This window comes from Streptomyces seoulensis (genome assembly GCF_004328625.1).
GTDB lineage: Bacteria > Actinomycetota > Actinomycetes > Streptomycetales > Streptomycetaceae > Streptomyces > Streptomyces seoulensis.
In genome coordinates, this window is the sequence record NZ_CP032229.1 from 4,944,108 (window position 1) to 4,969,820 (window position 25,713).

General features: G+C 71.4%; 20 protein-coding genes and 3 pseudogenes. 9 read left to right on the plus strand and 14 right to left on the minus strand.

Annotated features, from left to right (window positions below; all coding sequences use genetic code 11):
* Window position 1: 1 nt before the first annotated feature.
* Window positions 2–892 (minus strand): NAD(+)/NADH kinase, encoded by an 891-nt coding sequence (locus D0Z67_RS22745; protein WP_031181592.1) that lies wholly within the window; start codon window positions 890–892, stop codon window positions 2–4.
* Window positions 889–1,977, minus strand: coding sequence for an SPFH domain-containing protein (locus D0Z67_RS22750; protein ID WP_031181593.1), 1,089 nt, complete (start codon window positions 1,975–1,977; stop codon window positions 889–891). The genes D0Z67_RS22745 and D0Z67_RS22750 overlap by 4 nt, the downstream gene beginning before the upstream one ends.
* 121 nt (window positions 1,978–2,098) lie before the next feature.
* On the opposite strand from D0Z67_RS22750, the gene D0Z67_RS22755 reads away from it, so the two are divergent.
* From D0Z67_RS22755 to D0Z67_RS22765, 3 genes are all read left to right on the plus strand, one after another.
* Complete coding sequence (locus D0Z67_RS22755; protein ID WP_031181594.1) at window positions 2,099–3,322, plus strand: arginine deiminase; 1,224 nt, start codon at window positions 2,099–2,101, stop codon at window positions 3,320–3,322.
* Window positions 3,323–3,443: 121 nt separating this feature from the next.
* The gene (gene argF / locus D0Z67_RS22760) at window positions 3,444–4,484 is read left to right on the plus strand and encodes an ornithine carbamoyltransferase (protein ID WP_031181595.1); all 1,041 of its coding nucleotides are present in this window, start codon (window positions 3,444–3,446) and stop codon (window positions 4,482–4,484) included.
* Between the two features lie 112 nt (window positions 4,485–4,596).
* Entirely contained in the window at window positions 4,597–6,042 is a 1,446-nt protein-coding gene (locus D0Z67_RS22765; RefSeq protein WP_031181596.1) for an amino acid permease, read from the plus strand.
* Here the strand turns inward: D0Z67_RS22765 and D0Z67_RS22770 are convergent.
* Window positions 6,005–6,454 (minus strand): ATP-binding protein, encoded by a 450-nt coding sequence (locus tag D0Z67_RS22770; protein WP_031181597.1) that lies wholly within the window; start codon window positions 6,452–6,454, stop codon window positions 6,005–6,007. The two genes, D0Z67_RS22765 and D0Z67_RS22770, sit on opposite strands and share 38 nt — an antisense overlap.
* A 297-nt stretch (window positions 6,455–6,751) precedes the next feature.
* Window positions 6,752–7,564, minus strand: a complete 813-nt coding sequence (locus D0Z67_RS22775; RefSeq protein ID WP_031181598.1) for a PaaX family transcriptional regulator — start codon at window positions 7,562–7,564, stop codon at window positions 6,752–6,754.
* Window positions 7,565–7,739: 175 nt separating this feature from the next.
* Here D0Z67_RS22775 and D0Z67_RS22780 point away from each other — a divergent pair, with 175 nt between their 5' ends.
* Entirely contained in the window at window positions 7,740–8,165 is a 426-nt protein-coding gene (locus D0Z67_RS22780; RefSeq protein WP_031181599.1) for a DUF6299 family protein, read from the plus strand.
* 22 nt (window positions 8,166–8,187) lie between these two features.
* On the opposite strand, the gene D0Z67_RS22785 is transcribed toward D0Z67_RS22780, so the two are convergent.
* The 3 genes from D0Z67_RS22785 to D0Z67_RS22795 all read right to left on the minus strand — a co-directional run bounded on the left by D0Z67_RS22785 (window position 8,188) and on the right by D0Z67_RS22795 (window position 12,219).
* The gene (locus tag D0Z67_RS22785) at window positions 8,188–8,970 is read right to left on the minus strand and encodes a hypothetical protein (RefSeq protein ID WP_031181600.1); all 783 of its coding nucleotides are present in this window, start codon (window positions 8,968–8,970) and stop codon (window positions 8,188–8,190) included.
* Window positions 8,971–9,084: 114 nt separating this feature from the next.
* Complete coding sequence (locus D0Z67_RS22790; protein ID WP_031181601.1) at window positions 9,085–10,056, minus strand: LLM class F420-dependent oxidoreductase; 972 nt, start codon at window positions 10,054–10,056, stop codon at window positions 9,085–9,087.
* A gap of 108 nt (window positions 10,057–10,164) precedes the next feature.
* Window positions 10,165–12,219 carry a phosphocholine-specific phospholipase C gene (locus D0Z67_RS22795; protein WP_031181602.1) on the minus strand — a complete coding sequence of 685 codons (2,055 nt, stop codon included), beginning with the start codon at window positions 12,217–12,219 and terminating at the stop codon, window positions 10,165–10,167.
* 197 nt (window positions 12,220–12,416) lie between these two features.
* On the opposite strand from D0Z67_RS22795, the pseudogene D0Z67_RS30595 reads away from it, so the two are divergent.
* Window positions 12,417–12,584: pseudogene (locus D0Z67_RS30595) on the plus strand (IS110 family transposase); the annotation flags it as partial.
* 181 nt (window positions 12,585–12,765) lie between these two features.
* Here D0Z67_RS30595 and D0Z67_RS22805 read toward each other — a convergent pair.
* The 5 genes and pseudogenes from D0Z67_RS22805 to D0Z67_RS22825 all read right to left on the minus strand — a co-directional run.
* A pseudogene (locus tag D0Z67_RS22805) lies at window positions 12,766–13,032 on the minus strand (hypothetical protein); the annotation flags it as partial.
* A gap of 52 nt (window positions 13,033–13,084) precedes the next feature.
* Window positions 13,085–14,614, minus strand: a complete 1,530-nt coding sequence (locus D0Z67_RS22810; RefSeq protein WP_031181604.1) for a helix-turn-helix domain-containing protein — start codon at window positions 14,612–14,614, stop codon at window positions 13,085–13,087.
* An 85-nt stretch (window positions 14,615–14,699) separates the two neighbouring features.
* On the minus strand, window positions 14,700–14,897 hold the full coding sequence (locus D0Z67_RS22815) for a DUF4236 domain-containing protein (protein ID WP_031181605.1): 198 nt from the start codon (window positions 14,895–14,897) through the stop codon (window positions 14,700–14,702).
* A 79-nt stretch (window positions 14,898–14,976) separates the two neighbouring features.
* Complete coding sequence (locus D0Z67_RS22820; RefSeq protein WP_051887781.1) at window positions 14,977–15,453, minus strand: hypothetical protein; 477 nt, start codon at window positions 15,451–15,453, stop codon at window positions 14,977–14,979.
* Between the two features lie 86 nt (window positions 15,454–15,539).
* Window positions 15,540–16,469, minus strand: coding sequence for an NADP-dependent oxidoreductase (locus tag D0Z67_RS22825; protein ID WP_031181607.1), 930 nt, complete (start codon window positions 16,467–16,469; stop codon window positions 15,540–15,542).
* 95 nt (window positions 16,470–16,564) lie between these two features.
* On the opposite strand from D0Z67_RS22825, the gene D0Z67_RS22830 reads away from it, so the two are divergent.
* The 4 genes and pseudogenes from D0Z67_RS22830 (at window position 16,565) to D0Z67_RS22845 (ending at window position 23,989) form a co-directional block, all read left to right on the plus strand.
* Complete coding sequence (locus tag D0Z67_RS22830) at window positions 16,565–16,978, plus strand: winged helix-turn-helix transcriptional regulator (protein ID WP_051887782.1); 414 nt, start codon at window positions 16,565–16,567, stop codon at window positions 16,976–16,978.
* Between the two features lie 148 nt (window positions 16,979–17,126).
* A complete protein-coding gene (gene acnA, locus D0Z67_RS22835; RefSeq protein ID WP_031181609.1) occupies window positions 17,127–19,844 on the plus strand; it encodes an aconitate hydratase AcnA in 2,718 nt (905 codons plus the stop codon).
* A 350-nt stretch (window positions 19,845–20,194) separates the two neighbouring features.
* A pseudogene (locus tag D0Z67_RS22840) lies at window positions 20,195–23,463 on the plus strand (GH92 family glycosyl hydrolase).
* Between the two features lie 100 nt (window positions 23,464–23,563).
* Entirely contained in the window at window positions 23,564–23,989 is a 426-nt protein-coding gene (locus tag D0Z67_RS22845) for a DUF6003 family protein (protein ID WP_031181610.1), read from the plus strand.
* 6 nt (window positions 23,990–23,995) lie between these two features.
* Here the strand turns inward: D0Z67_RS22845 and D0Z67_RS22850 are convergent, their stop codons facing one another.
* Both D0Z67_RS22850 and D0Z67_RS22855 read right to left on the minus strand, forming a co-directional pair.
* Window positions 23,996–24,754, minus strand: coding sequence for a phosphatase PAP2 family protein (locus D0Z67_RS22850; RefSeq protein ID WP_031181611.1), 759 nt, complete (start codon window positions 24,752–24,754; stop codon window positions 23,996–23,998).
* A gap of 5 nt (window positions 24,755–24,759) precedes the next feature.
* Window positions 24,760–25,713 (minus strand): YihY/virulence factor BrkB family protein, encoded by a 954-nt coding sequence (locus tag D0Z67_RS22855; protein WP_031181612.1) that lies wholly within the window; start codon window positions 25,711–25,713, stop codon window positions 24,760–24,762.

Below are 25,713 nucleotides of genomic sequence, written 5' to 3' on the forward strand. Positions count from 1 at the left end.
TTCAGCCCACCAGCCGCAGTCGCCGCCCGCACACCCCCACCCGCACCGTCTGCCCCCAGGTCAGCTGGAGCGCGTCGGACTCGATGCCGTCGCCGAACGCGATCAGGCGGTCGGACTCCACGGTGAGCGTGAGGGACGCCGAGGCGGTGAGGCCGCCCCCGACCAGGCTCGTCCCGGTGGCGGGGGACGGCCACGCCTCGCGGACGAACCACAGCAGCCGGTCCTCGGTCGGCGCGGGCAGGGGCAGGGTGCCGCCCCGCTCCTGCCACACCGACCGGAGCCAGCCGGTGGCCCCGGTTCCGGTGCCCACCAGGACCCCGGAGGAAGCCTGGGCCTCGACGGCACCCCTGTCGCCGTCGAGACCCAGGCGGTATCGGGCGGTCTGGTGGCCCGGCGCGCCGAGATAGATCTCGTTCAGCGCCACCAGCCGCTGCGTGTCGTCGGTGACCGCCTCGACCATGGTCAGCTCCTCCGCCGCGCCCCCGGCCGAGGCCAGCAGGGCGGCGGCGTCGGCCGGGCGGTGCCGGACCAGCACACCGGGGTTGCGCCCCGGGTCGGTGTCGATGCCGATCACCGGCTGGCCGTCCAGGTACTTGGCGGCATTCGCCACCAGCCCGTCCTGGCCCACCACCACGACCACGTCCTCGGGCGCGAACAGGAAGCGGTCCAGGTCGGCCCGCTCCAGCAGCGCCTGGCGCCAGTTCAGCGGGACGGCGGCGGTCACCTCGGCCAGCGCGCGGCGCGCGCGGCGGTGGCGTTCGGCGACCTCCTCGATGTCCCGGCCGCGCGAGGAGAGGAAGAACGCGGCCTGCCCGTGCGTACCGTGCCGGGCCACCAGCTCCTCGTACTCCGTGGTGCGGTGGACCAGCACGGCGCGCGGGGCGAGGCTCACCGGGTGCCGTCCGGTGTCTCGCCGGTCAGCCGGGCGAGCAGCCCAGTCAGCACGTCGGGGGAGACGGTCACGCTGTCGACGCGCGGCAGGTTCTCCGCGAGCCGGGCCGCGGTGAGCGCCCGCAGCGCCTCGGCGCCGTCGACGCCGGCCTCGGTGTGCACCCGCAGCCAGGCGGCCCGCTCCGCCGCCCGTGCCTCGCCGGTCTCGCGGGCCGCCTCCGCCTCGGCGCGGGCGATCCGTACCGTCCGCTCCGCCTCGGCCTCGGCCAGCCGGGCCGTCCGGATGGCCTCCGCCTCCGCCAGCTTCACCGACCGGGCCGCCTCGGCCTGGGCGCGTACCGCGTCGGCGGCGGCCTCCTCCTCCGCCTCGCGGCGGGCGTTGGTGCCCCGCTGCTCAACCAGCCGCTCCTCGCGGCGGGCCAGCTCGATGCGGCTGGCCAGCTCGTTCTCCGCGATCGCCCGCTCCCGCTCGACCGCGACCGCCCGGCGTTCATAGGTCGCGCGGTCGGCCTCCTGCTGGACCTGCTCGCGGGCCGGGGTGCGCAGCGCCCGCTCCACCTCCGGCTCGGGGCGCAGCGCCATCACGCGCACCGCGACCACCTCGATGCCGGTGGCCGGCAGCCTGGGCTCGGCGCCGAGCCCGGCGGTGACCCGTTCCCGCACTGCCGCCGCGCCGTCCACCAGCGCCACCGCGAGCGGCGTACGGGCGAGCACGTCCAGCGCGTGCTGCTGGGCCGTCTCGGTGAGCAGGGTGCCGAGCTGCTCCAGCGGGGCGCCGCGCCAGACACCGGTGTCGGGGTCGATGGAGAAGTCCAGGCGGGCGGCGGCGGTGGCCGGGTCCGCGATCCGGTAGGTCACCGTCGCGGTGACCGCCACGTCCTGGAAGTCGTGCGTACGGGCGTGGAAGGTCATCGCCAGTTCCCGGTCGTCCACCGGCACCTCGGACAGCGCGGCGGTCAGCGGCCGGAACCAGAAGCTGAGCCCCGGCCCGTCGTGCACCAGCGTGCTGGAGCGGTGGAGCCGGATGTGCGCCGTGGGCACACCGCGCAGGTGGCGCCAGCCGAGGCGCCGGGTGATGTCGGCCATGGGAGTCCCTCACTTCTCGTCACGAGGACGATAAGCGGGACGACCTGTTCTCGTCAACAGGACGAAAAGAGGGAGTGCCGAGAGACGCGTGAACGCGCCCCCCGGCGGCCAGGATGAAGGCATGGCATTCCACGTCGACTCCGAGGCCGGGCGGCTGCGCCGGGTGATCCTGCACAGACCGGACCTCGAACTCAAGCGCCTCACCCCCAGCAACAAGGACGCCCTGCTCTTCGACGACGTGCTGTGGGTGCGCCGGGCGCGCGCCGAGCACGACGGCTTCGCCGACGTCCTGCGCGACCGGGGGGTCGAGGTGCACCTCTTCGGCGACCTGCTCACCGAGACCCTCGCCGTCCCGGAGGCCCGCACCCTGGTGCTGGACCGCGTCTTCGACGAGAAGGAGTACGGCCCCCTCGCCACCGACCATCTGCGCACCGCCTTCGACGCGATGGCCCCCGGCGAGCTGGCCGAGGCGCTGGTCGGCGGCATGACGAAGCGGGAGTTCCTGACCGGCCACCCCGAGCCGGCCTCGGTCCGCTTCCACGTCATGGAGCTGGACGACTTCCTGCTGGGCCCGCTGCCCAACCACCTCTTCACCCGCGACACCTCGGCGTGGATCTACGACGGCGTCTCCATCAACGCCATGCGCCGGCCAGCCCGGCAGCGCGAGACCGTGCACTTCGAGGCGATCTACCGGCACCACCCCCTCTTCGAGAAGGAGGGCTTCAACATCTGGTCGCGCGGCCAGGCCGACCACCCCTCCACCATCGAGGGCGGCGACGTCCTGGTGATCGGCAACGGCGCCGTGCTGATCGGGATGAGCGAGCGCACCACCCCGCAGGCGGTCGAGATGCTCGCGCACAAGCTGTTCGCGGCGGGCTCCGCGCAGACCATCGTGGCGCTGGACATGCCCAAGCGGCGTGCCTTCATGCATCTCGACACCGTGATGACCATGGTCGACGGCGACACCTTCACCCAGTACGCCGGGCTCGGCATGCTGCGCTCGTACACCATCGAGCCCGGTGTCGGGGAGCGCGAGCTGAAGGTCACCGACCATCCGCCGGAGCACATGCACCGGGCCATCGCCGCCGCTCTCGGCCTCGGTGAGATCCGGGTGCTCACCGCCACCCAGGACGTGCACGCCGCAGAGCGCGAGCAGTGGGACGACGGCTGCAACGTGCTCGCGGTCGAGCCCGGAGTCGTCGTCGCCTACGAGCGCAACGCCACCACCAACACCCATCTGCGCAAGCAGGGCATCGAGGTCATAGAGATCCCGGGCAGCGAGCTGGGCCGGGGCAGGGGTGGGCCGCGCTGCATGAGCTGCCCGGTCGAGCGGGACCCCGTATAGACCGCACGTGAACCGGGCGCCGAGTGACTCCGCGCATAATCATGCCGGGGGGTGAATAGAAATGCCGAGGCTCGTATAGAATTACCGGAGTCAGTGCACCGCGTACCCCTGGAGCGCCCCCATGGCGACAGTCCCGACCGCCCTCACCGGCCGCCACTTCCTCAAGGAGCTGGACTTCACGGCCGAGGAGTTCCGCGGGCTGCTCGCGCTGGCCGCCGAGCTGAAGGCGGCCAAGCGGGCCAGGGCCGAGACGCGGTACCTGACCGGCCTCAACATCGCCCTGATCTTCGAGAAGACCTCCACGCGCACCCGCTGCGCCTTCGAGGTCGCCGCCGCCGACCAGGGCGCCGGCACCACCTACCTCGACCCGGCCGGCTCCCAGATCGGGCACAAGGAGTCCGTCAAGGACACCGCCCGCGTGCTGGGCCGGATGTACGACGCCATCGAGTACCGGGGGCACGGCCAGGGCGTCGTCGAGGAGCTGGCCGCGTACGCGGGCGTGCCCGTCTACAACGGGCTCACCGACGAGTGGCACCCCACCCAGATGCTCGCCGACCTGCTCACCATGACCGAGCACAGCGACAAGCCGCTGGAGACCATCGCCTTCGCCTACCTCGGCGACGCCCGCTACAACATGGGCAACTCCTACCTGGTCACCGGCGCCCTGCTCGGCATGGACGTCCGCATCGTCGCCCCCCGGCTGCTCTGGCCGGACGAGACCATCGTCGCGCTGGCCCGCCGGCTCGCCGACGTCTCCGGCGCCCGCGTCACCCTCACCGAGGACGTGAAGGAGGGCGTGCGCGGCGCCGACTTCGTCGCCACCGACGTCTGGGTGTCCATGGGGGAGCCCCAGCAGGTCTGGGACGAGCGCATCGGCCTGCTCGGCCCGTACGCCGTGACCATGGACGTGCTGCGCGCCACCGGCAACCCGGACGTGCGCTTCCTGCACTGCCTGCCCGCCTTCCACGACCTCGGCACCAAGGTCGGCCGCGAGATCCACGAACGGTACGGACTGACCGAGCTGGAAGTCAGCGACGAGGTCTTCGAGTCCGAGCACTCGGTGGTCTTCGACGAGGCGGAGAACCGCATGCACACCATCAAGGCCGTGCTCGTCGCCACCCTCGCGACCCCCGAGGGCGATACGTCACAAACCCTTGCGTGACCCACCTCACCTGGCCTTATCCTGACCGACGGCCTGGCCGCCATCCCCGTGCCGCGCCGACGCAGCGGCCGTACCCGGGCCGTCCGCACCACCAGAAACGAGCACCACCCGCATGCCCGCTCCCCGCATCAAGTCCCCGCAGCTGCTCGTCGCCGAATCCGGCGCCGACCGCGAGGGCCACGGTCTGAAGCGCACCATGGGCCTCTTCCAGCTCATCTGCTTCGGTGTCGGCGCCATCGTCGGCACCGGCATCTTCGTCGGGCTCTCCGACTCCGTCGCGCAGGCCGGACCCGCCGTGGTCGTCTCCTTCGTCCTCGCCGCGATCACCTGTGTGTTCACCGCCTTCTCCTTCGCGGAGCTGGGCGGCGCGATACCGGTCTCCGGCTCCTCGTACTCCTTCGCCTACGCCGGTCTCGGCGAGTCCACCGCCTTCCTGGTCGGCTGGTGCCTGCTGCTGGAGTACGGCATCTCCATCTCGGCCGTCGCGGTCGGCTGGAGCCAGTACGTCAACGAACTCCTGCACAGCCTCACCGGCTGGCAGCTCCCCACCGCGCTGTCCGCCGGCCCCGCCGACGGCGGTGTGGTCAACATGCCCGCCGTGATCGTCATCGCCATGGCCGCCGTGCTGCTGATGCGCGGCGTGCGCGAGAGCGCGCGGGCCACCGCCGCGATGGCCGCCGTGAAGCTCGTCATCCTGCTCGCGTTCTGCGCCATCGGCTACAGCGCGTTCAAGCACGGCAACCTCACCCCGTTCTCCCCGGCGGGCCTGGGCGGCATCGGCGCGGGCACCACCGCGGCCTTCTTCTCGTACATCGGCTTCGACGCGATCACCACGGCCGGTGAGGAGGCGAAGAACCCGCGCCGGGACATCCCGGTGGCGATCCTCGTCTGCATGGGCCTGGTCACCCTGCTGTACTGCGCCGTCGCGGTCGCCGCGATCGGCGCCATCGGCGCCCACCAGGTCGGCGGCCGGCCCGCCGCGCTGTCGTACGTGGTCAACATGGTCACCGGCTCCAGCATCGGCGGCGGTGTCATCGCCTTCGGCGCGGTCGTCGCCATCGCCTCCGTGGTGCTCGCCGTGATGTACGGCCAGACCCGCATCCTGCTGTCGATGTCCCGTGACGGTCTGATCCCGCGCGTCTTCGAGAAGGTGTCCCCGAAGACCTCCACCCCGGTGGCGGGCACGCTCATCGTCGCGGCCGTCTTCGCCGTCCCGGCGGCCTTCGCCCCGCTCGACTCCGTGGTGAACCTCTGCACCATCGGCACGCTCGCCATCATGGCCGTCGTCAACATCGCGGTGATGGCGCTGCGCCGCCGCGAGCCGGGCCTGAGCCGCAGCTTCCGGGTGCCGCTGTACCCCGTCGCCCCGCTGCTCGGCGTCGCCTTCTGCCTCTACCTGATGTACGAGACGGGCTGGCAGACCTGGGTGCAGTTCGCGGTCTTCCTCGCGGTGGGCTTCGGCGTGTACCGCGCCTACGGGCGCCGGCACTCCACGCTGGGCCGCGCCGAGGCGGCCGGGGTCACGCCGAACGCTGGGCGGGAACGACAGGCAGTCTGAACCAGACCGCCTTGCCCGACGAGGTGGGGCGGTGACCGCAGGACGAACTGAGGGCGCGGATCAGCAACAGGCCGCGCCCTCCCTCCTGCCAGGGGTCGGGCTCCTCGATCACCGGCCGGGTGAGATGGCCGGGCGGCTCCGGGTCGGGATCGTGCACCTCGACCTGGCAGCCGGTCGGCCGCAGCTCCACCACCAGCTCGATCGGGCCGCTGCCCGCGGTGTGCTCCACCGCGTTCGCCACCAGCTCGGCGGTCAGCAGCTCCGCGGTGTCGCAGTCGGCCAGGTGCCCCACCTCGGCGAGCGCCGACCGCACCAGGGCACGCGCCACCGGCACCGCCGCTGCGGTGTGCGGCAGCGCGATGCGCCAGGAGGCCGATTCGGTGGGGCGTTCGTGCACGGCGAGTCCGTTCATGGAGCAGGCTGTCCTGCCTTCGACTGTAGGAAATGGTACGGGTCCGGCCATCGAAACCGTCGGCGGGCGGTGGCCGCGACCATGGGTCCCGATACCCGCCCGCGCACCGCGCCGAACGCCCCACCACCCCCATCCGTAGCTGCTGTTACGTCCCTGTCGATCACCGGTGACACCGGTGACGGGACCGTCGCGCGCGCCGGGCCGCCACCCCCGCCGAGTGACCACAGTCACAGCCCGGGGCGCCCGTTCCGGCCGTCCGGTGCCATGGAGCGAGCGACCGGTCACCGGCCGCCGCGCTCACACCCCGACGAACGCCGCGCCCGCGTCCCGCAGCCGCTCGTGCAGCGCCCGGAACACCCGCGCCGAGCGCGCCCCCGGCCAGTCGGCGGGCAGCAGCCGGGCCGGCAGACCGGGGTCGGTGCCGGGCAGCCTGCGCCAGGAGTCCAGGGCCAGCAGATAGTCCCGGTAGGCGTCCTCGGCCGGGGTGTCCGGCCGGTCCTCCCAGGCGCGCAGCACCGGCGCGTGCGCCGCGAGGAACCGCTCGTGCTCCCCGGCGATGGCCGGCAGGTCCCACCAGCGGCCGACCGCCTCCACGGTCGGGGCGAACCCCAGATGATCGCCCCGGAAGAGATCCACATAGCCGTCCAGACCCAGCCGCTCCAGCGTGTGCCGGGCCTCCTCGTGCAGCCGGGCCGGGGCTATCCACACCCCCGGAGCCGCCGCGCCGAAGCCCAGCGCGGCCAGCCGGGACCGCAGCACATGCCGCTTCTGCCGCTCCGACTCGGGCACCGAGAACACCGCGAGCACCCACCCCGCGTCCTCGGCGGGCGCGCCGGCGTGGATACGGCGGTCGTCCGCGACCAGCAGCCGGTGCGCCTCCGCCGACAGCTCGTACCCCGCCGCGCCCCCGGCGGTGCGGGCCGGCAGCAGCAGGCCGCGCCGCTTCAGCCGGGACACCGAGGAGCGCACCGAGGGCGCGTCCACCCCGACCGCGGCCAGCAGCCGGATCAGCTCGGCGACGGGCACCGGGCCCGGTACGGACCGGCCGTAGGCGCCGTACAGCGTGACGATGAGGGACCTGGGGGCGTGCTGCTCGGACACGTTGATCATTTTAGGTCTTCGGCATACCTGCTGGTCACCATTGGTGCGCGGGCCCGGAGCGGTGGAGGCGGGGACGACTGCGTGCGGCCCATTGACGCGCCACCGATGGGGTGACGGTCGCGTGCCGCGCGGGGTGGCGCCGGTACCTGTGGGAGTCCCCACACCCCACACCGGGAGGCATCCGATGCCCGTACGTCCCGTCCTCGCCGCCACCCTCGGCGGCGCCGCCCTGTTGTGCGCCCTCGCCGCTCCGGCCGCCGCGGCCCCCGGCGAGAGCGTCACCGTCGACTCCACCGCCCGCCTCGCCGCCGACGGCACCGTGACGCTGTCCGGCACCTACCGCTGTCTGCCCGGCACCGGGCCGGTCTTCGTCAGCTCCTCCGTCAGCCAGGCCGACCCGCGCGTCCGGCACGGCATCGGAGGCAGCGCAGCCCGCTGCGACGGCGTCGAGCACCGGTGGGCGAACTCCGGGAAGGTCTCCGCGGAGACGCTCACGGCGGGCGCGGCCCATGTCCAGGCCAACGTGATGGAGCTGCGGCCGAGCGGGCTGGTGCCGCTGCCCGTGTTCCACGCCACCCGGGACCGGGACATCAAGCTCGTCCGGAGCTGACCTCCTGCGGCGGCGACACCCCCTAGGGCGGAGGCATCCGCCCGGTGTGCCGCCGCCACTCCGTCCTGGCCGCGTCCAGCTCGGTGCGGGCCTCGGCCAGGCGGGCGTTGTCCTTGTGACGGGCCCGGACCTCGGCGTGCCGCTCGCGTGCCCGGTCCACCGCCTCGGTGTCCTGCTCCAGCAGCTCGCGGTCGTGCTGGGCCTGCTTCAGCTGCTCCGGCAGGGTGGCGCGGAAAGTGTTCTCCCTGGCCACCGCGGACTGCACCGCGTCGGCGAAGTCCCGCACCCGGTCCTCGGTGAACCCCGTCGCCTTCTCGCCCTCGCCGGTGCTGCGCGGGTACTTGGTCCGCTCGGGGGTGCCGTCGGCCTCCAGGACGTAGAGGTAGTAGGCGCTGTCGCCGGAGTCGATCCGGACCCGGCGGTCGGCCAGGTGCAGGGTGCGGGTGGCGCCGTTGGCGGTGCGCTTCACCAACACGTGCTCGTACAGCGTGAGTTCGCCCAGCGCGTCGAGCCGCTTGCCCCGGCCGGGCTTCTCCAGCGCGGCGACCCGCCGCGCGGCGGCACGCAGCTCCTCCTCGCGCTTCTGCTCCTGCCGGGCCACCTCGGCCCGCGCGTCGGACTCCTCCGAGCGCGCTATCTGCTCCAGGCTGCGTACGTTCGCCCGCGCCTGGGCCAGCGGGCGCCGGTCCTCGGCGTGCCTGGGCAGGACCGCGAGGGCGAGGCTGCCCGGGAACTTCCGCGCCCGGACGTGCACCGCCCAGCCGGCCAGCGCCGCCGCCAGCAGCACCACGATCACGTACGCCATGCGCCCCCCAAAGGCTGCCGTCACCGTCCGCTGTCTGTTACTGCTCAGCGGACGATGACGGCAAACTGGCCCAGGGAGCGCGGCGGTCGGGCGCCGTACGGATCGAGCCGCCGCTCAGCCGAAGGCGTTCCGCAGCGCGGGCAGCAGCGTCTTCTCCGACCAGTCGATGAAGGCCGGCTGGGTCGGGCCGCCGATCTGCACCAGGGCCACCTCGGTGAACCCGGCCTCCGCGTAGGGGCGTACGGCCTCCACGAAGGCTTCCGGGTCGTCGCCGCAGGGGATCGCGGAGGCCACGTCGTCCTCGGTGACGAACTGGGTCGTCTGCTCGAAGGAATCCGGGCCCGGCAGCTCGGAGTTGACCTTCCAGCCCAGGCCGAACCAGCGGAACTGGTCGTGGGCGCGCCGGATCGCGGCGTCCCGGTCGGGGTCGAAGCAGACCGGGAGCTGGCCCACGCTGGGCCTGCCCGTGCCACCGTGCCGCTCGAACGACTCCAGCAGGTCCTTCTTCGGCTCCGTGGCGATGACCAGATCGGCGAGGTGCCCGGCCAGCGCGCAGGACTGCTCGCCGGAGACGGCGATGCCGATGGGCGGCGGCGGCTCGGGCACGTCCCACAACTTGGCCGACTCCACGTCGTAGTGCTTGCCGTGGTAGGTGACGTGGCCGCCCTCGAACAGGGCGTGGATGATCTCCACCGCCTCTTCCAGCATCTCGTGCCGCACGTCCACCGCGGGCCAGCCCTGGCCCACCACATGCTCGTTGAGGTTCTCCCCGGAGCCCAGCCCGAGCCGGAAGCGGCCCCCGGACAGCAGTTGCAGGGTCGCCGCCTTCTGCGCCACCACCGCCGGGTGATAGCGGAAGGTCGGGCAGGTCACGTACGTCATCAGCGGAATCCGCGAGGTGGCCTGCGCGGCCGCGCCGAGGACGCTCCACGCGTACGGCGCGTGGCCCTGCGAGCGCAGCCACGGGAAGTAGTGGTCCGACGTCACGGAGAAGTCGAACCCCGCCTCCTCGGCCCGCACGACATGCTCCACCAGCTCACGCGGCCCGGCCTGCTCGGTCATCATCGTGTACCCGATTCGCACCATGAGCGCCGAGTCCCCCATATCGGCAACGGAAAACCGTGCCCCGAGGACGCCCGGAACCCCGCCTCCCCGCAGGCAGCCGGCCGCCGGACGAGACCCCCGCGTCCGTGATCACACCGTGGCGGTCGCCGGGTCGCTCGTGCTGGGGGCGCCCGTCTCGACGTGTCCGGCGAAGCGGCGTACGAAGGCGGAGTCGGTGCTCGCGGTGACCGTCACGTCGTACCAGCGGTTCCCCGCGGCCACGCCCCAGCCCTTGACGACGCGGGAGGCGCCGGGCTCGACGGTGTACGTGTAGTGCTGGGCCGGGGCGTAGGCGTCGGTGGCGGTGAAGGTGACGGCGGCGCTGCCCGCGTTGGCGAAGGTGAGGGTGACCTGTCCGGCGGAGTTGTCGTGCCGGGCGGTGACCTCGGGGCCGACGGCGGAGTTGGTGCCGGCCTGGCGGCGCAGGAAGCCGTTGAGGCCGGACACGGAGAAGTCGTAACGGGTGCCCGGCAGCGCCCAGCTGTCGGTCAGGCTCTTGCCCGCCTCGACGGTGTACGGCCAGGGGCCGTCGGTGCGGGTGGCCGAGGTGACGTGGAACGCGGCCCCGGCGGCACCCAGCGCGGCGAACGTGAACTGCATCCGCCCGCCGACCCCCTTGGTGTCCACGGCCAGGTCGTACGGCAGCGCCCGCGCGCTCCGCGTCCCGCGCTCCTGCTTGGGCAGCGCGCCGGCGGCCGGGGGCTTGGGCACGTAGTTGCCGGGGTTGGCGTGGTTCGGCGGCCGGTACCCGCTGGTGTCGGGCAGGCCGGGCGCGGCGGAGTTGCCCCGGGAGAAGTCGAAGGCCGAGGTGAGGTCACCGCACACCGCGCGCCGCCAGGGTGAGACATGGGGGTTGCGCACCCCGAACCGCTTCTCGATGAACTGCACGATCGAGGTGTGGTCGAAGGTCTGCGAACAGACCCAACCCCCGGTGCTCCAGGGCGAGATGACCAGCATGGGCACGCGCGGGCCGAGCCCGTACGGCCCTGCCGCGTACCCGGCCGAGCCGCCGTACAGCTCGCTCGTCACATCGGCGGTGGACAGCCCGCGCGCGGCGGAGGAGGGCGGGAAGGGCGGGACGACGTGGTCGAAGAAGCCGTCGTTCTCGTCGTAGGTCAGCAGCAGCGCGGTACGGCTCCAGACGTCCGGGTTGGAGGTGAGCGCGTCCAGGACCTGGGAGATGTACCAGGCGCCGTAGTTGGCGGGCCAGTTGGGGTGCTCGCTGAAGGCTTCGGGGGCGGCGATCCAGGAGACCTGGGGGAGGGTTCCGGCGGTCACGTCGGCGCGCAGGCGGTCGAAGTAGCCGTCGCCGCTCGTCGCCCTGGTGCCGGTGCGGGCCCGGTCGTAGAGGGGGTCGCCGGGCTTGGCGTCGCGGTACTGGTTGAAGAACAGCAGTGAGTTGTCACCGTAGTTGCCGATGAACGCGTCGCCGGTCCAGCCCCAGCCGCCCGCCGCGTCCAGCCCGGTGCCGGTGTCCTGGTACACCTTCCAGGAAACGCCCGCCTGCTGGAGGATCTCCGGGAACGTGGTCCAGGAATACCCGGTTTCCTCATTCCCGAGCACCGGCCCGCCGCCCTTGCCGTCGTTACCGGAATAACCGGTGTACATGTAGTAACGGTTCGGGTCGGTGGAACTCAGCATCGAGCAGTGGTACGCGTCGCAGACGGTGAACGCGTCCGCCAGCGCGTAATGGTACGGAATGTCCGCACGGGTCAGGTAAGCCATCGTCGTCGTGGACTTGGCGGGAATCCACTTGTCGTAGAGACCCCCGTCGAACGCCGCGTGCGTGCCCGCCCAGCTGTGGTCCAGATCCTGGATGAACTGCATCCCGAGCCGGTCGGCGTCCGGCCGGAACGGCAGCGTCTCGCGCCCCGACCCGTCGGCCTGGTGGAACACGCTCTTCCCCGACGGCAGCCCGAGCGGCCGTGGGTCCCCGAACCCCCGCACCCCCCGCAGCGTGCCGAAGTAGTGGTCGAACGACCGGTTCTCCTGCATCAGCACGACGACATGCTCGACATCGGCGAGCGTCCCCGTCCCCACCGCGGGCCCGATGCTCGCGGCCCGCGCGATCCCCTCGGACAACCGCGTGGCAGCCGCGCTCCCCGCGGCAATCTGCAAAAACCTGCGACGACTGACATCGGGCACGGAATATTCTCCTCGAATTCACATACCGTTCTCGGGCGGGGGTTTTGCGAATTGCCGCGAGCGCTGAACAGTGCAACGCAGCCCTTCTCGCATTGTCAATGGGTGCCCCCGAATTGACGTCTCTTTCAGCTCTCCCACGACTTCCTGGAACCCACCTGCTCCATACGCCGGATCTCCCGCTCCGCCGCGTCCAGATGCATGAGCTGCACGGCCTGCTGACCGAGATCCATCCGTCTCCGGAACGGGTCCTGGGACCGCGGTTGCAGCGCCCTGCCGTCCTGACCTTGCTGGAGCGGTTCGGCTCACCGGCAAAGATGCGCAAGGCGGGCCGTCAGCGGCTGGTCACGCTGCTGCGGCCGAAAGCGGCTGGTCGAGGAGATCTTCGCCGCCCTGGCCGACCCGACATCGCGGGCCTACGACGACAAGAAGATCGCCCAGGGACGGCACCACACCCATGCCCTGCTCTGCCTCGCGGGACGACGGGCCGATGTCCTGTTCGCGATGGTCCGCGACGGCACCTCCTACGAACCGCAGCCGTCGACCCAGTCACCTGACCTGCGGGTCCGTGAGGAGAACGACTCGATCGGCCTTGACATCGAAGCCAAGCACCGGATGGCCGTAGTCGCCCTCCGCGTCCATCAGCACCGGCTTGCCCAGCCGCTGTCCGACCTCCCGAAGGAACCCGCAGAGCACCTCGAGTCGCTCCTGGCCCTGCAACTCCCGCAGGTCGATGTCGAAGTCGACTTCATCGGCAGCATGGAAACGGAAGACCGCCAACACATCGGCAGTCGGCCAGACCCGCAGGTCAGGGCAACTCCACACAGCAAAAATCCCTCCCGAGGGGAGGGATTTTTGAAGGCGGCGCTCAGATGTCCCGGAAGATCTCGATCTGCGCCCCGATCGAATTCAACCGCTCCGCCAGATCCTCGTACCCCCGGTTGATGACGTACACGTTGCGGAGGACCGACGTGCCCTCGGCGGCCATCATGGCGAGCAGGACGACGACGGCGGGGCGGAGGGCGGGGGGGCACATCATCTCGGCGGCGCGCCAGCGGGTGGGGCCTTCGACCAACACGCGGTGCGGGTCGAGGAGTTGGAGGCGGCCGCCGAGGCGGTTGAGGTCGGTGAGGTAGATGGCGCGGTTGTCGTAGACCCAGTCGTGGATGAGGGTCTGGCCCTGGGCGACGGCGGCGATGGCCGCGAAGAAGGGGACGTTGTCGATGTTGAGACCGGGGAACGGCATCGGGTGGATCTTGTCGATCGGCGCCTCCAGCTTGGAGGGGCGGACCGTGAGGTCGACCAGGCGGGTGCGGCCGTTGTCCGCGAAGTACTCGCGGCTGCGGTCGTGGTCGAGCCCCATCTCCTCCAGGACCGCCAGCTCGATCTCCAGGAACTCGATCGGCACCCGGCGCACCGTCAGCTCCGACTCCGTCACCACGGCCGCCGCGACCAGGCTCATCGCCTCGACCGGGTCCTCCGAGGGGGAGTAGTCGACATCGATGTCGATGTTCGGCACGCCGTGCACGGTGAGCGTGGTGGTGCCGATGCCCTCGACCCGTACGCCCAGGGCCTCCAGGAAGAAGCAGAGGTCCTGGACCATGTAGTTCGAGGACGCGTTGCGGATGACGGTCACGCCGTCGTGGCGGGCCGCCGCCAGCAGCGCGTTCTCCGTCACGGTGTCGCCGCGCTCGGTCAGTACGATCGGGCGGTCCGGGCGGACCGTGCGGTCCACCACGGCGTGGTACTGGCCCTCGGTCGCCGCGATGTCCAGGCCGAACCGGCGCAGCGCGATCATGTGCGGCTCGATCGTGCGGGTACCGAGGTCGCAGCCGCCCGCGTACGGCAGCATGAAGCGGTCCATACGGTGCAGCAGCGGGCCGAGGAACATGATGATCGAGCGGGTGCGGACGGCCGCCTCCGCGTCGATCGCGTCCATCTCCAGCTCGGCCGGCGGGACCAGCTCCAGGTCCACGCCGTCGTTGATCCAGCGGGTGCGCACGCCGATGGAGTTCAGGACCTCCAGCAGGCGGTACACCTCCTCGATCCGCGCGACCCGGCGCAGCACCGTACGCCCCTTGTTGAGCAGGGACGCGCACAGCAGTGCCACGCACGCGTTCTTGCTCGTCTTGACGTCGATGGCGCCGGACAGCCGGCGGCCGCCGACGACCCGCAGGTGCATCGGACCCGCGTAGCCCAGCGACACGATCTCGCTGTCCAGGGCTTCACCGATCCGGGCGATCATCTCAAGGCTGATGTTCTGGTTGCCGCGCTCGATGCGGTTGACCGCGCTCTGGCTGGTGCCGAGCGCGTCCGCGAGCTGCGCCTGAGTCCAGCCACGGTGCTGCCGGGCGTCACGGATGAGCTTGCCGATGCGTACGAGGTAGTCGTCTGACATGAGGTTGAGGCTATCTCAGATATGAGATCGCGCCTCCCGGGGGGTCCGTTCGGGTGACGCGAGGTCAGCGGCCCCCCGGTGGCGGTCAGCGCTTCTTGGTCGTGGTCTTGCGCCAGCCGAACGGGCCGGGCAGGTCCATCGAGGTCGTACGGCGTCCGGTGCTGCTGTGGGTGTGACGGGGGCCGTGCTTGCCACCGCCGGTCGTGATGGACCAGGAGTGACGGTTGATGTTCAGCCGCACGCCGGGAAGGATGCGGAAGCTCTTGCGGAACGTCAGACCCATGGCTGTCTCCTTAAGACTGTCGGCGCCTCTGAGGGGCGCTCAACTCGGATACCCCCATATGGCTTACTGAGGCCGCCCCTCACCGCTCTCGCCTGCGCTCTTTCCGGCGCAGTGCCCGGCGCTGCCTCCCCGGGAGGGTTTGCGCCAGTTCGCCCACTTCGCACAGCACGTGGCCCTCGCCGGCCCGGCACCACCACACGGCCCGCTCGTCCGCTCCGGCGTGCGCGTGCACCCCGGTGCGATGCTCCAGGCACACCGGCCACACCTGCCACAGCACGCCCAGGACTGTCTCCTGGGCCGCCTCGGCCACGCCGGCGGCGTCGGGGTCCTGCACGCTGTCGTGCCAACGGTCGTCGGGCAGCGCCGCGTGGTACTGGTCCGGGATGTCCTCGTCGTCCGACGGCGTGCACATCAGCCGCATCGGCCCGGCCTCCGGCAGCGTCGCCGCCAGGTCCCGGTTGACGGCGCCGAGCGCGGCCGCGAGGTCGGGGCGGGCATCCAGGTCGACGGGGTACGCGCCGTAGACGGAGTCCAGCCGGTGCGAGAAGTCGCTCATCCGGTGATCGTCCCAGCAGCGAGCCCCTGCACGCCTCCCGGTTCCGGGTGTGGCGGGGGCGCCACGGAAAGTGCGCCGAGACAGGATCAGACGGTGAGGACGAGCTTGCCCTGGAGGTGGCCGGTGTCGAGCAGCCGGTGTGCGTCGGTGACGTGGTCGAAGGGGAACGTCTTGTGCACGTGGGCCCGGAGCCTGCCCTGTTCGACGAGTTCTACGAGACCGCGCAGGGCGGTCGGATCGGGTGCGACCGCGATGCCGCTGAAGCGCATGCCGGCCGCCTGGTACCTGGCGATGAGGGCCGAATCCTCCTCGGCGACCGCCGTCACCAGGTGACCGCCGGGGCGGAGTACGTCGAGCGACCGCTCGACGGTGTCGCCGCCGATCGTGTCGAGCACGACGTCGACGTCGCGGACCGCCCCGGTGAAGTCGACCGCCGTGTAGTCGATCACCTCGTCGGCGCCGAACCCCTCGACGAACCTCCGCTTGCCTTCGCCGGCGGTGGTGATCACGTACGCGCCGAGCGCCTTCGCGATCTGGATCGCGACGTGGCCGACCCCGCCACCACCGCCGTGGACCAGGACGCGGTCGCCCTCCTTCACGCCGGCGATGTCGACGAGGCCCTGCCACGCCGTGAGCCCGACGACCGGCAGCGCCGACGCCTCGACGTGCGAGAGCGACGCCGGCTTGCGTGCCAGGTGCAACGCCGGCGCCGCCACGAACTCGGCGTACGCGTTCGCCGCCCGGGGGAACAGCGGCATTCCGAACACCTCGTCGCCGGGCTTGAACTGCCATGTCTTCGGCGCTTCCTCGACCACGCCGCTGATGTCCCAGCCCAGAACGAACGGCGGCCGGCCGATCAGCGGGAACTCGCCGGCGCGCAGGCGCGCCTCCAGCGGGTTCAATCCGATCGCCTTGACGCGGACGAGGACCTCGGTCGGAAGGGGCTGGGGCTCGGGCGCGTCCACGATGGTGAGCACCTCGGGGCCGCCGAGCGTCTGCTGGGTGATGACTCGCATGACTCTCCTGGCTCTGGAACTGGAAGGGGAGGAGACCCAGGCTAGGAATCCGACAGGAACCAGCAGGTACCTTCGGCGCGAGTACCTTTGGCGCCATGAGCGGTTTCGACTCCGGGGATTGCTTTCTCGCCGACTGCCCGGCGCGTCTCGCGGTCGAGCTGATCGCCGACAAGTGGACGGTGGTCGTGCTCTACGGCCTCAGCAGGGGCCCGGTGCGCCATGGCCGGCTGATCGAGCTGATCGGCGGCGTCTCCCGCAAGGTGCTCACCCAGACGCTTCGACGGCTCCAGGCGCACGGACTCGTCCGCCGCCATGCCTACGCCGAGGTGCCGCCCCGCGTCGAGTACGAGCTCACCCCGCTCGGGGCGACACTGATCGGTCCGATCCACACGCTGACCGAGTGGGCGAGGGCGAACGGCGACGCGGTGCTCGACGCGCTGGACGCCGGCCCCGAGGGCGAGACAGGTCACCCCCTGTCCGGGCATGACCATCCAGCCCCCATGTACTAGAGTTATCTCGACATCGAGATATCTGCCGAGGCGCACCGCGGCAGTCACGCCGGTAAGGGTTACCTAACTTAGCCTTACCTTAGCGGATCGCTGGACCGGCGTGGCGGCAGGATGCGGTGGAACGCGCACATCAATGAAGGAGACTGTCGTGTCGGCGAACAGCTTCGACGCCCGCAGCACGCTGCAGGTGGGCGACGAGTCGTACGAGATCTTCCGGCTGGACAAGGTCGAGGGCTCGGCCCGCCTGCCGTACAGCCTGAAGGTCCTGCTGGAGAACCTGCTCCGCACGGAGGACGGCGCGAACATCACCGCCGACCACATCCGTGCCCTCGGCGGCTGGGACTCGCAGGCCCAGCCCAGCCAGGAGATCCAGTTCACGCCGGCCCGCGTGATCATGCAGGACTTCACCGGCGTCCCCTGTGTCGTGGACCTCGCGACCATGCGTGAGGCCGTCGCGGCGCTCGGCGGCGACCCGGCGAAGATCAACCCGCTCTCCCCGGCCGAGATGGTCATCGACCACTCCGTCATCGCCGACAAGTTCGGCACCAACGACGCGTTCAAGCAGAACGTCGACCTGGAGTACGGCCGCAACAAGGAGCGCTACCAGTTCCTGCGCTGGGGTCAGACCGCGTTCGACGACTTCAAGGTCGTCCCGCCGGGCACCGGCATCGTCCACCAGGTAAACATCGAGCACCTGGCCCGCGTCGTCATGGTCCGTGACGGCAAGGCGTACCCCGACACCCTGGTCGGCACCGACTCGCACACCACCATGGTCAACGGCCTCGGTGTGCTGGGCTGGGGCGTCGGCGGCATCGAGGCCGAGGCCGCGATGCTCGGCCAGCCGGTCTCCATGCTGATCCCGCGCGTCGTCGGCTTCAAGCTCACCGGTGAGCTCACGCCCGGCACCACCGCCACCGACCTCGTGCTCACCATCACCGAGATGCTGCGTCAGCACGGTGTGGTCGGCAAGTTCGTCGAGTTCTACGGCGAGGGTGTGGCCGCCACCTCCCTGGCCAACCGCGCCACCATCGGCAACATGTCGCCGGAGTTCGGCTCCACCGCGGCGATCTTCCCGATCGACGACGAGACGCTGAAGTACCTGCGTCTGACCGGCCGCAGCGACCAGCAGGTCGCGCTGGTCGAGGCGTACGCCAAGGAGCAGGGCCTCTGGCTGGACCCGAAGGCCGAGCCCGACTTCTCCGAGAAGCTGGAGCTGGACCTCTCCACGGTCGTCCCCTCCATCGCCGGCCCGAAGCGCCCGCAGGACCGCATCGTCCTCGCGAACGCCGCCGAGCAGTTCAAGTCGGACGTCCTCAACTACGTCGACGTCGTGGACGAGGCGGGCAAGGAGTCCTTCCCGGCCTCCGACTCCCCGGCCGTCGCCCCCAACGGCACCCCGTCGAACCCGGTCACCGTGACCGCCCCCGACGGCACCACCTACGAGCTGGACCACGGTGCGGTGACGGTCGCGGCCATCACCTCCTGCACCAACACCTCCAACCCGTACGTCATGGTCGCCGCGGCGCTCGTCGCCAAGAAGGCCGTGGAGAAGGGCCTGACCCGCAAGCCGTGGGTCAAGACCACCCTCGCCCCGGGCTCCAAGGTCGTCACCGACTACTTCGAGAAGGCGGGCCTGACCCCCTACCTCGACAAGGTCGGCTTCAACCTCGTCGGCTACGGCTGCACCACCTGCATCGGCAACTCCGGCCCGCTGCCGGAGGAGGTCTCCAAGGCCGTCAACGACCACGACCTCGCGGTCACCTCGGTCCTCTCGGGCAACCGCAACTTCGAGGGCCGGATCAACCCCGACGTCAAGATGAACTACCTGGCCTCCCCGCCGCTGGTGGTCGCGTACGCCCTCGCCGGCTCCATGAAGGTGGACATCACCAAGGACGCCCTGGGCATCGACCAGGACGGCAACCCGGTCTTCCTCAAGGACATCTGGCCCTCCGAGGCCGAGGTCAACGAGGTCGTGGCGAACGCCATCGGCGAGGACATGTTCGCCAAGTCCTACGAGGACGTCTTCGCGGGCGACGCCCAGTGGCAGGCCCTGTCGATCCCGACCGGCAACACCTTCGAGTGGGACGCCGAGTCGACCTACGTCCGCAAGCCCCCTTACTTCGAGGGCATGCAGACGGAGCCGTCCCCGGTCAGCGACATCACCGGTGCCCGCGTGCTGGCCAAGCTGGGCGACTCGGTCACCACCGACCACATCTCGCCGGCCGGCGCCATCAAGGCCGACACCCCGGCGGGCAAGTACCTCACCGAGCACGGTGTGGAGCGTCGTGACTTCAACTCCTACGGCTCGCGCCGTGGCAACCACGAGGTCATGATCCGCGGCACCTTCGCCAACATCCGCCTGCGCAACCAGATCGCGCCGGGCACCGAGGGCGGCTACACCCGCGACTTCACCGTCGAGGGCGCGCCGGTCTCCTTCATCTACGACGCCTCGCGCAACTACATCGACCAGGGCATCCCGCTGGTCGTGCTGGCGGGCAAGGAGTACGGCTCCGGCTCGTCCCGCGACTGGGCCGCCAAGGGCACCGCGCTCCTCGGCGTCAAGGCCGTCATCGCCGAGTCCTACGAGCGCATCCACCGCTCGAACCTCATCGGCATGGGCGTCCTCCCGCTCCAGTTCCCGGAGGGCGCCACCGCGGCCTCCCTCGGCCTGACCGGCGAGGAGACCTTCTCCTTCACCGGCGTCGAGGAGCTGAACAACGGCACCACCCCGCGCACGGTCAAGGTCACCACCGACACCGGCGTGGAGTTCGACGCGGTCGTCCGCATCGACACTCCCGGCGAGGCGGACTACTACCGCAACGGCGGCATCATGCAGTACGTGCTGCGCAGCCTGATCCGCAAGTAGGCAGCAGGGCAACGCAGTCGAGGGCCGCATCCCCGGTGACGGGGGTGCGGCCCTTCGCCGTGCTCGGGGAGGTGAGCGCGGGGGTGCTCCGGGCGGAGCCGGGGGGACGGGGTGCCCGCCCGGAGCTGACAGGGGTCGTGCGCGGTGCGGGTGGCTTGGCCTGCGGTGGGGCGCGACAACGTTGTCTGGTGGGTCCGTCGCTGACTCTACCGGTCCAACGGACAACGATGTCAAGGTACTTGAGCCATTGGAGCGGCCCTCTTCCGTGAGGCCGTGGACACGCGTTACTGTCCCTGCGGCTTGTGCGACCCGTGGTGCGCGACCCGTCCGCAAGGAGGAAGGGCCGCGTGATGCGTTTCAGTCCCATGTCCCTGCTGCTGGCCGCCGCGCTCGCGGTGGGCGGCGCCACCCCCGCCCTCGCGGCGGGCACCGCACCACCCGGCCTGGTGAACGACCCGACGCCGTACGTCGATCCGCTGATCGGCAGCAGCAACGGCGGCGACACCTACCCCGGCGCCGTGGTGCCCTTCGGCATGCTCTCCTGGAGCCCCGAGACCACCAGGGGCGACGCCACCCGCACCACCGCGCCCGGCGGCTACCACTACGACGCCACCCGCACCCGCGGCTTCAGCCTCACCCACATGTCCGGCACCGGCTGCGCGGGCGGCAGCGGGGACATCCCCTTCTTCCCGTACGCCGGTGACGTCGCCTCCTCCCCGGCGAGCGACACCAAGGACGCCGTCTACGCCTCCGACTTCAAGCACACCGACGAGACCGCCGAGCCCGGCCACTACAAGGTGGGCCTGGCCTCCGGAGTCACCGCCGACCTCGCCGCGACCGCCCGCACCGGCTCGGCCCGCTTCTCCTACCCGGCCGGCAAGCCCGCCTCGCTACTGGTGCGCACCGCCAACTCCGAGGTGGGATCGGAGGATTCGACGGTCAGCATCGACCCCGAGAGCCACACGATCACCGGCTCGGTCACCTCCGGCAACTTCTGCGGCTACCTCGACCCCGAGGGCCAACGCTCGTATTACACGCTGTACTTCACCGCCCACTTCGACCGCGCCTTCAAGGCCACCGGCACCTGGCAGGACGACAAGCTCACCCCCGGCTCCACCAGCGCCTCCGGCGGCACCGGCGGCTTCTCCCACGGCGGCCGGCCCGTCGCCGGCAAAGGCGCGGGCGGCTATGTCGAGTTCGCGCCCGGCGAGGGCCCGGTGAACGTCAAGGTCGGTATCTCGTACGTCAGTCAGGACGCCGCCGAGGCCAACCTCCGCGCGGAGAACGGCCCGCACCGCTCCTTCGACGCGGTACGGGGGACGCGGCCCGCGCCGCCTGGCGGGAGCGGCTCGGCGCGATCCGGGTCGGCGGGGGCACCGACGCCGAGCGCACCACCTTCTACACCGCGCTCTACCACGCCCTGTTCCACCCCAACGTGATCAGCGACGCCGACGGCCGCTACCGGGGCAGCGACGGCAAGGTGCACCGGGTGGGCCCCGGCCACCGCGCCCAGTACGGCACCTTCTCCGGCTGGGACGTCTACCGCGACCAGGTCCAGCTGCTCACCCTGCTCGACCCGCGCACCGGCTCGGACGTCGCGCAGTCGCTCTACGAGCTGAGCAAGCAGAACGGCGGCACCTGGGACCGCTGGCTGCACAACGCGGGCGGCACCCACGTCATGAACGGCGACCCCTCGCCCAGCGCCCTCGCCGGCATCCACGCCTTCGGCGGTACCGGGTTCGACCTCAAGGGCGCCCTGAAGTCCCTGGTCAAGGCGGCCACCGTGCCCACCGAGCAGGATCTCTCGGCGGCCGGGAAGCCGGTGCTCTCCGTCGGCCAGCGGCCCTCGCTCGACAAGTACCTGAAGCTGCACTACATGCCCAGCGTCTCCAACGCCTGGGGCGGAGCCGCCGAGACGCTGGAGATGTCCACCGCCGACTTCTCCCTCTCCCAACTCGCTTCGGCCGCGGGGGAGAAGCGGACCGAGAAGCAGTTCGCCGAGCGCGCCCAGTGGTGGCAGAACAACTTCAACATCGCGGCCGACTCCACCGGCGGCTACATCGCCAACCGCAAGGCGGACGGCAGTTGGGTCACCGGCTTCACCCCGGACACCGGCAACGGGTTCGTGGAGGGCAGCGCCGCCCAGTACACCTGGATGGTCCAGCACAACCCGGCCGGGCTGTTCGCCGCGCTGGGCGGCGCCGACAAGGCGCTGGCCCGGCTGGACTCCTTCTTCCACACCGCCGACGGCAAGTGGGCCTTCACCGGCCAGGGCGGCGCCAAGTCCGAGATGGACAACGAGCCCTCGATCAACGTGCCGTACCTGTACGCCTACGCGGGCGCCCCGTACAAGACGCAGGAGACGGTGCGGGCGGCGATGGGGCAGCTCTGGTCCACCGGGCCCGGCGGCATCCCCGGCAACGACGACCTGGGCGCGATGTCGGCCTGGTACGTCTTCTCCGCCATGGGCATGTACCCGCAGGTGCCCTCGCGCTCCGAACTGGTCCTCGCCTCACCGCTGTTCGAGCGGGTGGAGATCAACCGGCCGCAGGGCGACGACATCTCGATCCGCGCGGACGGCGCGGCCACCGACGCGCCCTACGTCCAGTCCCTGAAGGTCAACGGACGCTCCAGTGACCGGGCTTGGCTACCCGCGTCCTTCGTGCGGGACGGCGGCCGGCTCGACTACCGGCTGGGCACCACCCCGAACCGCGCCTGGGGCGCCAAGACCCCGCCGCCCTCCTTCCGGCAGGGCGAGCAGCCGTACCAGATCGGCGTCGGCCCGACCACCGCGACCCTCGCGCCGGGCGACAGCACCGCGATCGACGTACGCGCGCTGTCGCTGAACGGCGGCACCGGTCCCGAGGTCCGCTTCAAGGTCGAGAGCTCCGCCGGAGTGACGGCCACTCCCGCCGAGGGCACGGTCACCGGCGGCGCCCAGCGAATCACCCTGAGCGCGGCCGAGGACGCTACCCAGGGCTTCTACACCGCCAAGGTCACGGTGACCTCGGGCGACACCTCCTACGTGCAGCCCGTCTCCCTGACCGTCGCCGCCCCCGGCACCCTGCTGGCCGCCTACGACAACACCGGCGTCTCCGACGACACCGGCGACCACGACGAGGCGGACTACGACGGCGGCGGCTGGAGCTACTCGAAGCAGGCCCTCGCCGCGGCGGGCCTCACCCCGGGCAAGCAGGCCACCACCGGTGACCTCGCCTTCACCTGGCCCGACTCGCCCGCCGGCCGCCCGGACAACGCCTCCGCCCACGGCCAGACCGTCGAACTGAAGGACGGGACGACCGGGTTGGCCTTCATCGGCAGCGCCGTCAACGGCAACCAGTCCGCCAAGGCGACCGTCACCTACACCGACGGCAGCACCGCCACCACCGACCTCGCCTTCACCGACTGGACCGTCGGCGGCGGGGGCGGCACCGTGCAGTACGGCAACGAGGTCGTGGCCAAGGCCGCTTACCGCAATGTCGCGGGGGCCGACAAGGACCCGGTCGCCACCTATGTGTTCGCCACCAAGCCGTTCGCCGCGCCGGACGGGAAGGAGATCAGGAGCGTGAAGCTGCCGGACGACGGCGACCTGCACGTGTTCGCGCTCGCCGTCAAGTGATCCGGGGCGGTTCCGTCTTCCAGGTGCGATGGGGCGCGGTGCGGCGGCAGTAGCATCGTTGCACGCACCCAAACCGACACCGACAAGGCGGAACCGCCCGATGGCCGACGAGGCTTACCTCTTCCTGCTCCCCGACCGTCACCCGAGCCTCGGCGCGGCCATGGCCGCCGTCGCCCCGCTGGAATGCGACCAGACCCCGGCCGTGCGGGGCTGGATCTCCGCCCACGATGTCGCCCCGTCCTCCGAGCAGTTGAGGATTCTGCCCGCCGGGTCGGAGATCCTCATCCCCGAGGAGGCCGAGCGGCTGCCGATCCCGCTGACGCCGGAGGAGGAGGTCCGGGTCCAGCAGGAGTGCGCGCCCCAGTCGGTCACCGACATGGAGCGGGAGCTGCTGGACTTCCGGGACGCCACCCAGGGCTGGGAGACCCTGGTGCACCGGGCGCTGACCGCCGGGGTCCCGGCCCCGCGCATCGCCCGCCTGACCGGGCTCGACCCGCAGGAGATCGGCCGGCTGACCGGCGTGTGACGCGGCTCAGCGGGGGGTGCTGTCCGGCTCGGGACTCGGGCCGGTCAGCTCGGGCTCCAGGCCCTCCGCGACATGCGTGGGCCGCCGGCCGGTGTCGGACCGCCACGCCTCGAAGGCCCAGGTGGTCAGGACGACGACGGCCAGCCCGAGCAGCCACCCGCCCAGCACGTCGCTGAACCAGTGCACGCCCAGCGCGACCCGGGTGAAGCCGACGCCCAGCACCGACACCACCGCCACCGCCCAGCAGGCGATCCGGGCCCGGCGCGGCACCATCGGCAGCAGCACCAGCAGGAACACCGCGAACGAGGTGGTGGCGGTCATCGCGTGCCCGGACGGGAACGAGTAGCCCGGGGCGTGCGCCACCGGGTCCTGCAGCACCGGCCGCGCCCGTTCGACCAGCGTCTTCACCCCGAGTCCGATCAGGCCCCCGGCCACCGCCGTCACCGCCGCCCACGCGGCCAGCCGCCGGGCACCGCGCCACAGCAGCCAGCCGGTCAGCAGGGCCACGCCCACGCGCAGGGTGAGCGGGTCCCAGACGTAGTTGGACAGCACGCGCAGGGTGCTGGTCCAGGCCGGGTGGTCCACGGCGACGCCGTGCAGCCCGTTCGCCGCGTCGCGGTCGAGGTCGCGCAGCGGGCGCCAGCGGCCCTCCACCAGGACCAGCAGCAGCGCGAACGGCACGGCGGCGGCCGCGGCGACCCCGGCCGCCGCCAGCAGCCGGATGCCGAACCGCCGGTCGGAGGGCCGCAGGGTGGTGGTTTTCATCGGGATCAGACCCCCGGGTCGGGTTGGATCGGTTCGGGCCGCCGCCCGCGCGCCGCCTCCAGCTGGGCCGCGAAGGAGAGCCCGAGGAACAGGGCGAGCGAGGTCAGGTAGGCCCACAGCAGCAGGGACATGAAGGCGCTCAGCGGACCGTAGACGGTGTCGAAGGAGCCGCTCAGGTCCAGGTACAGGGTGAGTACCCAGGTCAGCGTCATCCACAGCACCAGATACACGGCCGCGCCGAAGGCCAGCCAGGTGTAGCCCGGCTGTTTGCGGCGCGGTGAGCGGCGGAAGATCGCGCTGGCGGAGATCAGGGCGAGCAGCAGCCCGAAGGGCCAGCGCAGGATGTTCCACACCATCTGCGCGTTCGCGCCCAGCCCGTAGACCGAGCCCGCGGCGGAGGCGAGGTCGTCACCCGCGACCATCACCACGAAGCCCAGGCCGAGCGGAAAGCCCGCGGAGAGCGCCATGACCAGCCCGCGCGAGTACTTGAGGTGGAAGGGCCGGTCGCGCTCGTTGCCGTAGATGCGGTTGGCGCCGCGCTCTATCTGGCACATCGCCGTGGTGACGTTGACGATCGAGAAGATCGCGCCGAACCAGAGGGCGACCTGGGAGCCGTCGCCCGCCTTGCGGCGGCTGCGGTCGAGCGCGTCGTCGACCACCTCGGCGCTGGGACCCTCGGCGATGCGGTGGATGGTCAGCTCGGCCATCCTGCCGATGTCCTCGGTGTGCAGGCTGGTGGAGAGGCCGACGAAGGCGATGGCCAGCGGTATCACGGAGAGCACGGTCTGCAGGGCGAGCGCGCGGGAGTGGCTGAAGCCGTCGGCGTACCGGAAGCGGAGGAAGGCGTCGCGCAGCAGGGACCAGCCGCCGTAGCGGCGCAGGGTCACCCACGCCTCGTCGGCGGAGAGTTCGTCCCCGGTCATGTCCCGGGTCTCCGGGACCTTGGTCGCGCTGCCCAC

Coding starts and splice junctions, on each gene's coding strand:
- D0Z67_RS22750 (WP_031181593.1), bottom strand. CDS start 1,977: ATGGCCGACATCACCCGGCGCCTCGGCTGGCGCCACCTGCGCGGTGTG.
- D0Z67_RS22755 (WP_031181594.1), top strand. CDS start 2,099: ATGGCATTCCACGTCGACTCCGAGGCCGGGCGGCTGCGCCGGGTGATC.
- argF (WP_031181595.1), top strand. CDS start 3,444: ATGGCGACAGTCCCGACCGCCCTCACCGGCCGCCACTTCCTCAAGGAG.
- D0Z67_RS22765 (WP_031181596.1), top strand. CDS start 4,597: ATGCCCGCTCCCCGCATCAAGTCCCCGCAGCTGCTCGTCGCCGAATCC.
- D0Z67_RS22770 (WP_031181597.1), bottom strand. CDS start 6,454: ATGAACGGACTCGCCGTGCACGAACGCCCCACCGAATCGGCCTCCTGG.
- D0Z67_RS22775 (WP_031181598.1), bottom strand. CDS start 7,564: ATGATCAACGTGTCCGAGCAGCACGCCCCCAGGTCCCTCATCGTCACG.
- D0Z67_RS22780 (WP_031181599.1), top strand. CDS start 7,740: ATGCCCGTACGTCCCGTCCTCGCCGCCACCCTCGGCGGCGCCGCCCTG.
- D0Z67_RS22785 (WP_031181600.1), bottom strand. CDS start 8,970: ATGGCGTACGTGATCGTGGTGCTGCTGGCGGCGGCGCTGGCCGGCTGG.
- D0Z67_RS22790 (WP_031181601.1), bottom strand. CDS start 10,056: ATGGTGCGAATCGGGTACACGATGATGACCGAGCAGGCCGGGCCGCGT.
- D0Z67_RS22810 (WP_031181604.1), bottom strand. CDS start 14,614: ATGTCAGACGACTACCTCGTACGCATCGGCAAGCTCATCCGTGACGCC.
- D0Z67_RS22815 (WP_031181605.1), bottom strand. CDS start 14,897: ATGGGTCTGACGTTCCGCAAGAGCTTCCGCATCCTTCCCGGCGTGCGG.
- D0Z67_RS22820 (WP_051887781.1), bottom strand. CDS start 15,453: ATGAGCGACTTCTCGCACCGGCTGGACTCCGTCTACGGCGCGTACCCC.
- D0Z67_RS22825 (WP_031181607.1), bottom strand. CDS start 16,469: ATGCGAGTCATCACCCAGCAGACGCTCGGCGGCCCCGAGGTGCTCACC.
- D0Z67_RS22830 (WP_051887782.1), top strand. CDS start 16,565: ATGAGCGGTTTCGACTCCGGGGATTGCTTTCTCGCCGACTGCCCGGCG.
- D0Z67_RS22845 (WP_031181610.1), top strand. CDS start 23,564: ATGGCCGACGAGGCTTACCTCTTCCTGCTCCCCGACCGTCACCCGAGC.
- D0Z67_RS22850 (WP_031181611.1), bottom strand. CDS start 24,754: ATGAAAACCACCACCCTGCGGCCCTCCGACCGGCGGTTCGGCATCCGG.